The organism is Desulfosporosinus lacus DSM 15449, from assembly GCF_900129935.1.
In the GTDB taxonomy this organism is placed as follows: domain Bacteria; phylum Bacillota; class Desulfitobacteriia; order Desulfitobacteriales; family Desulfitobacteriaceae; genus Desulfosporosinus; species Desulfosporosinus lacus.
Genome location: NZ_FQXJ01000003.1, coordinates 339,230 through 351,797 on the forward strand (window position 1 = coordinate 339,230; position 12,568 = coordinate 351,797).

The window sequence follows — 12,568 nt, forward strand, 5'->3', positions numbered from 1 at the left end:
TTTCCTCCTTAGGACTCTTGAGGAGCTGGGGCTAAAATCCCATCACGAATATAGACTGCTCGGGAAACCCAAGCTAGGTTTTCTTTGTTATGAGTCACCATAATGATGGTTAAACCGTCTCGGTTAAGGACTTGAAATAGTTCCAATAGTTCAGTGGCAGTTTTGGAGTCCAGGCTTCCAGTCGGTTCATCAGCGAATATAATGGCGGGTTTATTTACAATAGCTCGAGCGATTGCTACCCGATTTTGTTCTCCACCGGATAATTGATTTGGTAAACGAAGGGCTTTACTACCTAAGCCGACTTTTTCGAGGACAGTGTGAGCCATTTCTTGTTGTTCTTTTCCCGGGCGAGAAGTTATTGCCAGAGGGAGCATGACGTTTTCTAGGGCCGTAAGATAGGGGATCAATTGATATTGTTGGAAAACAAAGCCGACGTATTCGTGCCGAAAATCGGCTAACCGTTCAGGTGCTAAGGCGTAAACATCAATATCGTCGATTATGAGTTTACCAGAGGTGGGAGGATTTAACCCACCCAGAACACTGAGTAAGGTGCTTTTTCCGGAACCGGATGGACCCATCAAGGCTAAAAATTCCCCTTCAGCAATCTCTAAATTAATGGCCTTTAGAGCTTCGACAACCCCGTCTCCACCTTTGTAGGTTTTAGTGACTTCACAGACCTTTATTAAAGACATAAAGCGACACCTCCTAAGTTGCAAGAACTAAAAGATCGTTGAATCTGGTTAGATTGAACGCACTCGTAAAAACGAGTGCGTTTGATTAACTGTTCACAGTGTCCAGCCTATTTGAAGAACTACACTCTAGGAACCCATGCGTCCAAGACAGATTGAGGAATCTCTAGATTATCCCCGTTTAAGGAGTAAGTCAGTGCTTCCGGCGGATAGGTTTGACAACCTCCACTTATTCCTTTGAGTGTCTGAAGATCCCAGACCGTTCCGCAGACGTTGCAGACTATTTGATTATTAGTGATATGAAAGGTTTCTCCTTTACAGGGTTCACAAAAGCTGACTGCCATCATGACCTTTCCATCGGGTTGGATAAAGGCGGTAAGGGGAACCCTTTTACCGTTTGCTTTATATTCTGTCCAAATAAATTTCTTCTCTTTAACTGTACTAAGGGTTGTAACGATCACCTTGCCGTTTTCAACCTTGCTTTCGACTTTAGTTTGCTCTAGTTTATCGTTTTGGCTATAGTCTATTTTTTCTCCTGTTTCTGCAGAGGCCTTGACAGAGGAACTAGGACTATTGTCGTTGGTAGCTAAGAAGTATGACCCTGTCATGATCATTATTGTAACAAGACCTGCGATTGCGTAAAACAAGGCATTACTCTTTCGTGGTTGGGTAAATTTTTGATTTTTATTCCCACGGTTATTCTCCAATTGAAATTCCTCCTTGAAAAATTATATAAGAAATATTATAGAGAGTATTCGAACTAGGGTCCAGGTGGAGTTTACTCCACCTGAAGTTCCATGAAACAAAACTTAATTTAAAAGGATCAATAAATTATTGGGTACTACATCCGCATGCTCATTCTAACCACGAAGGTTAGAAAGTTCAGTACACCGAAGATCGAGATGATGACTAGATACGGCATAGCGACGGAGAGGGCTTTTTTTGCTCCATAATTCGTTTTGGCAATCCTATAGGCCGTGTAAAGAGATCCGAGAGTTCCGGCAATGACTAGCACGTATTGCATTATTTGAATCGTCGGGTCAGAAACGAAGTCGGCTGGACCTTCGATATGCACTCCAAATAGCCCCATGAAGGTGTAGTAAATTGACTTTCCTTCTGCTAGAAGATGGAACAAGTTATGGGCCATGTGAGATGCAAGGTCAAGTGGAATGACAGCATAACCAAACCGTGCAAAGGCTGTACGTATCGTTTCACCAGTATAACGCTTGGAAACGGCAGTCGCTGCGAAAAGGAGTAACACTGGAGTCGTCATCGCGATGATAAAGATAATCGTAAAAGCGATATCCTTATTAGCGATACCCAATGTCAGCTCTGCCCACTTAAGATAGGACTGGTAAAATTCCAACATGGTAATATTCTGGACAAAGACAATACCGACGATAACAATAGCTAGGAAAGACTCCTCGAAATGTGCCCGAGTCATAGACCAAAATTCGCTGGTTGGTTTGCGAGGGCTTATTCGAATTGAATCATGGGGGCAGCTTTTGATGCAATTCCCACATAGATTACAGTTAGCGTTATTTTCCATAGCCATCGGAAATTCAAACATCGGACAGCCCGCTGTTTTTGAATTGCCTTTGTAGCAATCCCTAGTCGTACAAGTTTTGCAGATTTCTTTGTCGGCACGAAGCTCTAGCATACCAGCTCGGGAATAGTTACCGGATAAACTCCCGAGGAAGCATAAATAACGGCACCAGGTACGGCGTTCAAAGAACATTGCGGTGATCATGACGCCACCTAAGATGAGTAGTAAGAGGGTACCAGATCCCCGAGGAGATTCAACGATCCCCCAAACGTGGTCGGACCAAGTGATAAAAATGAAGGTGATATCAATGATCCATAGTCCATATTTTCTCAGGAAGTTAGGAACCTTGCGATTGGCCCCAAAAACCTTCTGTGTCAAATCACTCACCAAGCCAAAGGGGCAGACGCCACACCAGAACCGCCCGAATAGAAAGAAGAAGAGAGGTAAGAGTGGCCACCAGAGAACCCAAGTGGCGGCAGTACCGAAGTTATCATGGGCGCTGGTGGGTCCAGCCAAAGTTTGGACCATGATGACCGCGAAAACAAGCACGGCTGCCCACTGGAAGATGCTTGGATAAAGTGAACTTTGCAAAAACCATTTGAGAGGTTTAAAATTAAGAAAGTTCTTTTTTAGTGGGGATTTAGGCTGTAATGGTTGACTCATTATTAAACCTCCTTCGAAGCTGATTGCTTACGTTTTAAAATTTGAGCAACTATGCCGGCAAGTACCACGACTCCGCCAACACTACCAATGAGAATCCAATTCGGGCCAGTCTTAGTAACGGTAAGAGGTACCGTGACGGTGGTTTCCCCGAGAGTCGGAGAACTGATATGAACGTCTTGGGTCCATTCCCCTTGTTTTGTAGGGGTAAGGGTGACTGAGTACATTCCAGGTTCCATGTTGTCGAGTTTAGCTTGTCCTTTTAGGGTTTCGGGGGAACTGTCCATGCCGGCCATGCTACCATGCGCACCGGCCTCCATGAGCATCATTTCGACATTAACGGAGGCATCGAGGACAGGTTCTCCAGTAGCCTCGTTTTTCACGGTAATCATGATGTTAACGGGTTTCTTCGGCGCCGGTTTTACTGGGTCAGACTGGACAATCACTTGGAATTTGCCTTCTGTAGCAACAATCACTTCCGGTGCAGCTTCACCCTCTGAATGGCCGGACATTTCGTCATCTGACATGTCTTTCATGTCAGCCTCAGTGTGGGTGTCGGGTGCGGCTGGTTTAGTATCTGCCATCGTGGGGAGGGCAAAGATCATAAGAGACACTAGAGTTAAGCCTATAAGGGATAATAATTTCTTTTTCATGAAGCACACTCCTAAAATTGAATTCTGGTTAGAGTAATTGCAAAAGCTGTGCCAAGTTCGAGGGTAGATCTCTAAAGTTCTTGATTCGAACTAGGAATTAGGTAATAGGAACTAGTAACTCGGAACTAGAAACCAGGAATTTGAGTGAACAAGTTTAGCTAAACAGGCATCGTGACTTGGTTGATGAGCTGCTTGTAATCCATAAGGACACTCAGTGGAATATAGTAAGAGTCTATCAAAGATAATCATTTAAAATTTTGGCTAAGGAAAATTAGGCTCGTAACGAGAGTTAAAAAACAGGTCTTTGGTTAAAATGGTGTGGGATATCCCTCACGAAGGTGCGGGATATCCCACAGTTGAGGAGGGTGAACATGCGAAAAATTCTAATCGCGGATGATGAAGCGAATATGCGCTGGGTTTTGGAACGGGCCTTGAGTAAAGCTGGCTATGAGGTGGAGACAGCGGAGGACGGGCAACTCGCCTTAGAGCGAGCATTGGCTGAACGGCCAGATCTTGTCCTATTGGACTTAAAAATGCCGAAGCTCGATGGGTTAAGTGTTCTGAGGAGGCTTAAAGAGCATTATCCAGATTTAATGATTATTATGATGACCGCGCACGGGAGCACTGCTACGGCGATTGAGGCCATGAAGGCTGGGGCCCATGATTATTTGATGAAACCCTTTGATATAGAAGAACTGCTTATCACGGTCTCGAAAGCCTTCGAAGTAGAAAGACTACGTGAGCAGGTAGACTATCTTAAAGGGGAGGTCGAAAGTAATGGCTGGCAAATTGTTGTGAACAGTGAAGCAATGCAAAAGGTTAGGCACTTAGTGGAGCGAGTCGCCCTCACGCCAGCTACGGTACTTATTCAAGGGGAATCGGGCACGGGGAAGGAATTGGTGGCCAATGCGATACATAGCTTAAGTCCTCGGGTTGGAGGACCGTTTATTCGGGTTAATTGTGCCGCTTTGACAGAGACCCTACTGGAGACGGAACTTTTTGGACACGAAAAAGGGGCATTTACAGGTGCCCTTGTCCGAAAAATGGGGCGCTTCGAATTAGCCAATGGAGGTACTCTCTTTCTCGATGAGATTGGCGAGTTGTCCTTTAACGTCCAGGCTAAACTTTTGCGGGTACTCCAAGAACGAACGTTTGAGCGAGTCGGGGGAGAGAAGACCATCAAAGTAGATGTACGGATTATTGCGGCAACGAATCGGGATTTGCTGAAAGAGGTTCAGGAAGGACGATTTCGGGAGGATCTGTTTTATCGTCTCAGTGTCTTTCCTATTTCAATTCCTCCTTTAAGGGAACGTCAGGAGGATATTCCTGACCTTGCAGACCATTTTGTGAAGAAATTTAGAACTTATGGGCAAGGCAAGACGCTTGGTCCGGGAGTCCTTACTCAGCTCATGGCGTATGAATGGCCGGGAAATGTGCGCGAACTGGAAAATGTCATAGAACGTATGGTGATTATTTCCTTAGGAACAGTGATTGGGAACGATGAATTGCCCGTCTTTAACTCTCTCAAAAAAGAAGAGAAGGGCCGCATTGGGGCCTTTGAGTTACCGCCAGAGGGAGTTTCCCTTGAAGAACTAGAGAAATCCTTTCTTAAGCAAGCTCTGGAACAAACGGGTGGGAACCAAAGCCAAGCGGCAAAACGGTTAGGGCTTTCCAGACATGCCTTATTATACCGTTTAGAAAAATACGGAATCGATCCTCATTGGGGGATTTAGAAAATAATTCTAATAAGCCGTTGGTCCAAGGAAACAAGGATAGGGTGGAGGTTGTCTATTGCTAAATCACATGCATGAACCCCCTGAACAAAGCCGTACCCGGACTCTCTTTGACCTGATTGCGATTGGGCTTGTCATCGCGATTTTGACGACGATTCACTATACGAATTATCATTACGCCGTGGATTATCACATTCTCTTGCAATTTGCCTATTATATCCCGGTGATTTATGCGGCGATGCGTTTCGGACCTGCGGGAGGGATCCTATCTAGTTTTGTAATAACGTTACTTTTCCTACCGCTCATGTCGCATTTTCAAGATACTTTGACACCAGCTGCTAAGTATACCCAGTGGGTAGAAGTCGGCTTAATTAACATCATCGGCTGGTTAACAGGTTTTTTGTCTGAAGAGGAGCGAAAAGCGAAACGCAAATACAAGCTGGCCCTAACGGTTCAAAAGGAATTAGTGGAGAAGATAAAGAGAGAAGGGCAGGAACGCCAACGATTAGAGAGCGAGATAAGGCAAACGGAACGATTAACGGCCCTAGGGCATATGAGTGCTGGTTTGGCTCATGAAATACGTAATCCCTTGGGAATTATGAAAGTGAGTATCCAAATGCTGGCCCAGGAAAAAGGCGACGATGGTGATGGAGTCGTTACTCAATACTGTCGTGTCCTACTGGAAGAGTGTGAACGGTTAAATCGCTTGGTAAGTGAGTTCTTGAGCTTTGCTCGGCCCAAAGATCCAGTACGGGGAAAAATTAGGTTGGGGAAACTTTTGGATGAAGGAGTCACCTTGATTCAGCCTGCCCTACAGCAAAATCATATTCAGTTAGAACAAGCTCGAGATGCTGTTGATGACCAAGAGGTTGAGGTGGACCCGGATCAGATTAAGCAAGTCTTTTTAAATATCTTACTTAATGCCATCGATGCTCAAGGCGAGGGCGGGGTGATTTATTTAGAAGGAGTTCAGCTAGACGGCTTTGTAGGCTTCGCAGTCAGTGACGAAGGACCTGGGATTTCGCCAGACGACCTGCCTTATATCTATGATCCTTTTTTTACGATGAAAGAGAAGGGGACTGGATTAGGGTTATCCGTTGTACACCGTATCCTAGATCAACACGGGGGGAGGATTTCTACTGTGAATCGAAGGGATCGAGGGGTTCGGGTGGAAATACTGTTACCTTACATTCAGAAGACGGGTGTTTAACAATAATACCGTCGTTTTAGACAATAGCCAATTTTCCCTAGCGTTGGAGAATTGGCTATTGTCTATTGCCATATTGTTCCATCTGTTCCACTCCATACATATTATGTTCTATCTTAGGCAAAGGGGGAAATGCAAATGGCATTTGGCGAAGTTGATGGAGCTTGCGGCTGTGGAACAGGACGTGGCTTTGGTGCCGGAATCGCAGCAGTTGTCGTGATTATTCTTCTTCTTATCGCATTGGGAATTGTGTTCTAAATTGAAAGGGAGGTAATGATTAATGTACGGATACGGTGGATACGGGGCATGTTGTCATCCCCCAGTAGCTCCAGTTGCCCCAGTTGCTGCTTATGGTGGCGTTGGTGTTGGGGTCGGAGTGGGAATTATCGCGATTGCAATTTTGATTCTTATTGCTTTAGGTGTGATCTTCTAACAAATACTATTTAACTGGTTATCACCTTTATTGGTGGTAGCCAGTTCATTGTTGATACTCTGATTGTACTTGAAAAGAGCTGTAGTAGTATTAAACACAACACCTAAATATACAAAAACCTAGTTTATCCTTATAAGTTGTTGTTAAGTGTTCGTGCTTTTCAAAAATTTCTAGTAATTTGTCATCTATATTTTCCGAAAGTGAAAAATCAGTAACAGTATCAATATTATTTTCATCAAATTGCTGTTTGAATTTTTCTACTTTTATCTGTTTGAATCCGGCCTTTTGAAAAAGGTTTAACCATTCTGATTCAGTTAGTAATTGAGAAATGCCATAAAATTCAACTATTGTTTTTAATTCTTCCTCAGAAAATGAATTTTCAAGTACCATTTCAATTGCAAGTAATACACCATTTGGTTTAAGCACTCTTTTAAATTCCTGTATTGTTAAGGACACATCTGTAAACGATGTTACAGATTCTGACAGGATAAAATCAAATAATCCATCGATAAAAGGTAAATTCTCAACACTTCCATACATAACATTAATAGGTGGGTGTAAGGATAAAAACCTTTGTTTAGCTTTTTCTAACATTGTATTATTACTATCTAAGGAAGTAACAGAGCATCGGTACTTTTCTGCAATGTATGCAGATGTCTGACCTGTGCCACATCCAACGTCAAGAATTGACTTTTCTTGATCTATATATTCCCTTGATAAAATACTTTTTGTAAGTTGAAGACCTCCAGGGTGAGCACCCCCAACTCCGAACGATGCTAAACAATCGAGATATGTGTAATTCAATTTCAGTCACATCCTTGTTGCTATATAACTACATTATATTATGATAAAAGGGCTGAATTGTATCTGTTCCGCCCATTCAAAGTTGTTAGGTCGAGACAGGAGGAGGAGATAAAAAAGGCCTCGCAACGTGTATTTAATAATTGCATATTGTATTAGGCCAGATGTAAAGCTAGGAAGGAGTGCGTATATGAGCGTTATTAGAACAGACAATTGGTTAGAAGATTTATACGAACAACCCATTAAAATGTGTGAAAAGATAACAACGTATTTTGATGGCGCTCAAGCTTACGAAATCTATGATCACCTAACCCTACATGGAATGTATCGTCCCTTCAAGAACGGGAAAGAGCAAGTGAGAAAATTACAGGAAAATAAAGTATGGGAAATTGTACAAAATGAAAAACAACGACATAAAAAAACGTGGGAAGGGCCCGACGTCCCTATCTTCATCTTTCCATCAGATACTAACAACCGGAAAATTAAATCGGATTTTAACGGAAAATCAGGCCTAAGCTTTAAAGATAAATTATTTCTATTCATTTCAGGAGATATCTTGGAAAAGGAAATAAGGTCATTATTTACACATGAATACAACCATGTATGTCGGTTATTTAAATTTAAAAAAAGTGAAGAGGATTATGTACTGCTGGACACAATTATCTTGGAAGGCTTAGCTGAGAATGCAGTCCGGGAAAGATTTGGTGAAGAGTTTGTAGCAATCTGGACATCTTATTACTCAACTGATGAGCTAGAGAAAATGTGGAACAACCTAGTACACCCAAACAGAAATATATTAAAAACTGATCCTAAACATCAAGACATATTATATGGATTATGTTCTTATCCCAAAATGGCGGGGTACTGTGTTGGATACTATTTAGTTAAGAAATATCTTGAAGCAAATAGCTTAACATCTAACGAACTACTTAATGCCCCAACTGATAAGATTGCTCATTTAAAAATGACTTAGAAATTTGCAGATCATATAATGAGAAGGTCGTTCGTACAGATAGATGAAAAGACCGAGGGCAAAACACACCCCCGGTCTTTTCAACTTTTAAAATCTTCAAAAGTTTACCAATATAAGATTAGATAAACAATAACGGAAGTAAAGCCAATGTAGCAATTGCACCTAATGCAATTCCTGCACCCCAACCAGGATAACCATACCAACCATAGCCGAAGCCACCCAAATCTCTAGTGCGACTAAGCGGTTGTAAATATACGCTGTTATTGTCAACATCCCCAATAATACCTCGGTGAATTCTTCCGTCATGAGTTACGATTTCAACTGCTCTACCTCTGTATCTTTGGCATAGCGAATAATAATCTCCAACTGACATTTTGTCACCTCCAATATCTTGAATATCTAATGAGCCACATGATAGTTTATGTATTGAAAGCTTAATGAGCCATTATTTTCCATAAATAAATTACAGACAGTTTGAGCTTTTATGAGTGATAAACGCTAATGATTTATAGAAATGTGGATTTTGCTGGTATCGAACAAGGCAATTTGTTTAAACGGTGGAGGACCTGCATTTCGCCAGACGACCTGCCCTATATCTATGATCCTTTTTTTACGATGAAAGAGAAAGGGACTGGATTAGGGTTATCCGTTGTACACCGTATCCTGATCAACACCGGGGAAGGATTTCAACTGTGAATCGGAGAGATCGAGGGGTTCGGGTAGAAATACTGTTACCTTCCATTTTAGAAGACGAGTTAATCATTAGTCCTCAGGCTTTTACGGGCTAGGGTTTTCTTATTTTTTGCAATTGTCTTGTTATAAATTAATTTATAGCCTGCATAAATCTCAATAGAATCTTACATAATAATAATCGAAATACATTTTATAGGGGGAAAATAAATGCAAACTACTAATGTCACAGGAACGAGTTCAGCAGTAAATCAAATGCCCATGCCAACTGCTATGAATCCTACAATGCAGGCGTGCATTGATGCTTGTAATGCCTGTCTCCAGGCTTGCGAAGAATGCTACTCTGCTTGTCTAAATGAACCTGATGTACAGGCAAGAATACACTGCATCCAGGTACTAAGAGATTGTGCAGATATCTGTTCTATGGCATCTCAATACATGTCAAGAAATAGTGAATTTGGTCAGCAATTCTGTAATCTGTGTGCCACAATTTGCGATGCTTGTGCTGGTGAGTGTGCCAAATTCCAGGATACACACTGTCAGAATTGTGCTGATATATGCCGTACATGTGCAGATGAATGCCGCAAGATGTCAACTACAAAAATGTAGGCGATTAATAAACCTTAATTACTACAACGCATTGGTACTATAAAAGCACAAGCAAACGATCCGAATGAACGGGTTGAATGCTTGTGCTTATTTAAATATAATATGGGGAGAAATGGCCTGGCGTACTTCGCATTGGATTTCGCATCCGTAGAATAATCAGTCAGCCATCCCCTTATTATGTGCATTCGATTAAGCAGGTTGAAACCGGTGAGGCTTTCGTGTAACTAACCAATATGAATGGTAATAAGCGGGATGGACGCTTTGCCCGGAACGATGGCTCGATTTCTCCGGTGGATCCGTGTCAGTGTACCGTTGGGGCTCAAACATATTTTTTAACAACATTCTAAATTGTATAATTGACGACAATTTGACGACAACGAGTCTGTAATTAGGCAAAAATAGAGGGGAAAGCAGGTCGATTAATTACACGGATAATCAACTAGATAGGCTTAAACACTAATACCTAGGACTAGATAAGACTAACGACATCGAATTCCCAAGCCGAGGATCGCGAGTTCGAATCTCGTCGTCCGCTCCATACGAAAACATAGACATCGCAAGGGATTGCGGTGTTATTATTTTTTTGAAAGCTCTTTTTGACGACAACCAGACCTTTTTTAGAAAAAATAAAGCGCTGAGGCCAACCTCAGGATAAGGTATTATAAATTTCAGCGCTTTAGCCCTATATATTGTATGCTCTATAAACTCCGCCAAAACTGTTTGAGGTGTTACTAGGTTTACTTTGGTAGCACCTAAAGTACCCAATATACCGTATAGCATAGTCCACATGCCTGCATCCGCAAGGCTTCCTTTTAGAACTGCATGTTATTTACTAAATAATAATAGACTTGATAAAGTAACCACACCCAGAGTTCCTGACATTACTGTACCAGTAAGATAGCCTATAAGCTTGCTTTAGGATCTGCAATTTATGTGGGGGTACAAGCATCCCGGCTACTCTATGAGGGCCCTTGCAACTGGGTAAAAGGACGCTTCTAAATGAAAAGATCGGGTTAAAACCGATCTTTTGTCCCGCCTGTCATCTCGACAGATTGTTTGCATATATTTAGATAGGGACATAAGTAAGGGATATACCAAAATGAAAGCAAATAATAGGAGTCAGCATATTCATATTGTTCCACATAGGCCAAGCTATGCATATTATGGACTATCTCTTAAGAGGAACTGGTAGGCCATTATGGAGGCGGGAAAATGGATGTTGACAAATTATTTTACCGGTATGTAATTAAAAACCTTTTTGTCGATCCTTGTGAAGTGAAATTTTGGGATGGTGAAGTTGTTATTTATGGAGAGGGGATCCCTCAGTTTCGAATTAATTTCAACGAGCCAATTGCTAAATTAGAAGTTTTTACTGATCCTTATATGGCCTTTGGCGAAGGGTATATGCTGAAGAAGATTGATATTGTGGGAAGTGTCCAAAAGGTCATTGAGTCCCTCTATAAGAATCGGAGCAGCTTTCTCCATCAGAAAAAAGGTTATAAAAAGTTGTTTGAAATTTTCTCGAACAGTATTCGAGAAAGCAAAGAGAATATTCAATTTCACTATGACATTGGAAACGATTTCTACAGATTATGGCTTGACGAAACTATGACTTATTCCTGCGCGTATTTTAAGTCTCCAGAAGATAGTTTGCTTCAGGCTCAACGTAACAAAGTAGCGCACATTCTGCGCAAATTGAATTTACAGCCTGGTCAAACCTTACTCGATATAGGCTGCGGGTGGGGAGAGCTTATTATTGCTGCAGCAAAAGATTATCAGTCCAAAGCTCTCGGAATCACTCTTAGTTCTGAACAATACTACAAGACCGTTGAAAGAATTGAAAACGAGGGATTACAAGATATGGTTGAGGTTCAGCTCATCGACTACCGGGAATTAGAGGGCAGAACTTTTGACCGGGTGGTAAGTGTAGGGATGATTGAGCATGTAGGTAAGGCGCACCTTAATAGTTATTTTTCAGCTGTAAGCTCCCTATTGAATGAAAATGGAGTATCGCTCTTACACTGTATTACAGGATATAAAGAATTGGCAATTAATAGCTGGTTCAATAAGTACATTTTTCCTGGCGGATATATTCCTGCAGTGCAAGAACTAGTTTGGCTAATGGCCGCCAACGGATTCTATCTCATTGACCTAGAGAGCCTTCGCGAACACTATACTCGAACCTTGGAACACTGGATCAAGAATTTTGAGGGTTCCCTCACATTAGCCATGAAGATCAAAGATGAAACTTTTATTCGGATGTGGCGGCTTTATCTAAACTCATGTGCCGCTTCTTTCCATTCGGGTAATATCGATCTTCATCAATTCCTGTTTACGAAGGGGGTTAATAATAATTGGCCCCTGACCCGAATAAATATGTATTCTTAAATAGTCATCTTAGTCTCTAAGAGTTTATTTCCATATGTGTCACCGTTCTCATTTGATAAAAAAAGGTACACAACAGAAACACCATAATCAACTGATTTTGGTGTTTCTGTTGTGTTGTTCATAAAACTATCATCTACTGAATACTCGTTTAATAGCACGAATTCGCTAGGCTTCTAGATTTCAGAA

13 protein-coding genes are annotated in these 12,568 nt (G+C 41.7%); 7 read left to right on the forward strand and 6 right to left on the reverse strand.

Features of this window, described 5'->3' with window-relative positions:
* Positions 1-8: 8 nt before the first annotated feature.
* The 4 genes from BUB11_RS01760 to BUB11_RS01775 form a co-directional block, all read right to left on the reverse strand.
* Positions 9-692 (reverse strand): ABC transporter ATP-binding protein, encoded by a 684-nt coding sequence (locus BUB11_RS01760; protein ID WP_073027383.1) that lies wholly within the window; start codon positions 690-692, stop codon positions 9-11.
* 119 nt (positions 693-811) lie between these two features.
* A complete protein-coding gene (locus BUB11_RS01765) occupies positions 812-1,396 on the reverse strand; it encodes a DUF2318 domain-containing protein (RefSeq protein WP_073027384.1) in 585 nt (194 codons plus the stop codon).
* Positions 1,397-1,530: 134 nt separating this feature from the next.
* Positions 1,531-2,898 (reverse strand): 4Fe-4S binding protein, encoded by a 1,368-nt coding sequence (locus BUB11_RS01770; protein WP_073027386.1) that lies wholly within the window; start codon positions 2,896-2,898, stop codon positions 1,531-1,533.
* Positions 2,899-2,900: 2 nt separating this feature from the next.
* Entirely contained in the window at positions 2,901-3,548 is a 648-nt protein-coding gene (locus BUB11_RS01775; RefSeq protein WP_073027388.1) for a FixH family protein, read from the reverse strand.
* A 371-nt stretch (positions 3,549-3,919) separates the two neighbouring features.
* Here BUB11_RS01775 and BUB11_RS01780 point away from each other — a divergent pair, with 371 nt between their 5' ends.
* From BUB11_RS01780 to BUB11_RS27725, 3 genes are all read left to right on the forward strand, one after another.
* Positions 3,920-5,281, forward strand: coding sequence for a sigma-54-dependent transcriptional regulator (locus BUB11_RS01780; protein ID WP_073027390.1), 1,362 nt, complete (start codon positions 3,920-3,922; stop codon positions 5,279-5,281).
* Between the two features lie 70 nt (positions 5,282-5,351).
* On the forward strand, positions 5,352-6,491 hold the full coding sequence (locus BUB11_RS01785; protein ID WP_073028166.1) for a two-component system sensor histidine kinase NtrB: 1,140 nt from the start codon (positions 5,352-5,354) through the stop codon (positions 6,489-6,491).
* 277 nt (positions 6,492-6,768) lie between these two features.
* Positions 6,769-6,921, forward strand: coding sequence for a hypothetical protein (locus tag BUB11_RS27725; protein ID WP_200797850.1), 153 nt, complete (start codon positions 6,769-6,771; stop codon positions 6,919-6,921).
* Between the two features lie 90 nt (positions 6,922-7,011).
* Here BUB11_RS27725 and BUB11_RS01790 read toward each other — a convergent pair whose 3' ends face one another.
* Positions 7,012-7,725 (reverse strand): class I SAM-dependent methyltransferase, encoded by a 714-nt coding sequence (locus tag BUB11_RS01790; RefSeq protein WP_073027391.1) that lies wholly within the window; start codon positions 7,723-7,725, stop codon positions 7,012-7,014.
* Positions 7,726-7,912: 187 nt separating this feature from the next.
* Here BUB11_RS01790 and BUB11_RS01795 point away from each other — a divergent pair, with 187 nt between their 5' ends.
* A complete protein-coding gene (locus BUB11_RS01795; protein WP_073027393.1) occupies positions 7,913-8,695 on the forward strand; it encodes a DUF2268 domain-containing putative Zn-dependent protease in 783 nt (260 codons plus the stop codon).
* 118 nt (positions 8,696-8,813) lie between these two features.
* On the opposite strand, the gene BUB11_RS01800 is transcribed toward BUB11_RS01795, so the two are convergent.
* Positions 8,814-9,068 carry a hypothetical protein gene (locus tag BUB11_RS01800; protein ID WP_073027395.1) on the reverse strand — a complete coding sequence of 85 codons (255 nt, stop codon included), beginning with the start codon at positions 9,066-9,068 and terminating at the stop codon, positions 8,814-8,816.
* Positions 9,069-9,196: 128 nt separating this feature from the next.
* On the opposite strand from BUB11_RS01800, the gene BUB11_RS28120 reads away from it, so the two are divergent.
* From BUB11_RS28120 to BUB11_RS01820, 3 genes are all read left to right on the forward strand, one after another.
* Positions 9,197-9,391, forward strand: a complete 195-nt coding sequence (locus BUB11_RS28120; protein WP_073027396.1) for a hypothetical protein — start codon at positions 9,197-9,199, stop codon at positions 9,389-9,391.
* 204 nt (positions 9,392-9,595) lie between these two features.
* A complete protein-coding gene (locus tag BUB11_RS01810; protein WP_200797851.1) occupies positions 9,596-9,994 on the forward strand; it encodes a four-helix bundle copper-binding protein in 399 nt (132 codons plus the stop codon).
* Positions 9,995-11,206: 1,212 nt separating this feature from the next.
* Positions 11,207-12,382, forward strand: a complete 1,176-nt coding sequence (locus tag BUB11_RS01820) for an SAM-dependent methyltransferase (protein ID WP_073027400.1) — start codon at positions 11,207-11,209, stop codon at positions 12,380-12,382.
* Positions 12,383-12,568: the final 186 nt, after the last annotated feature.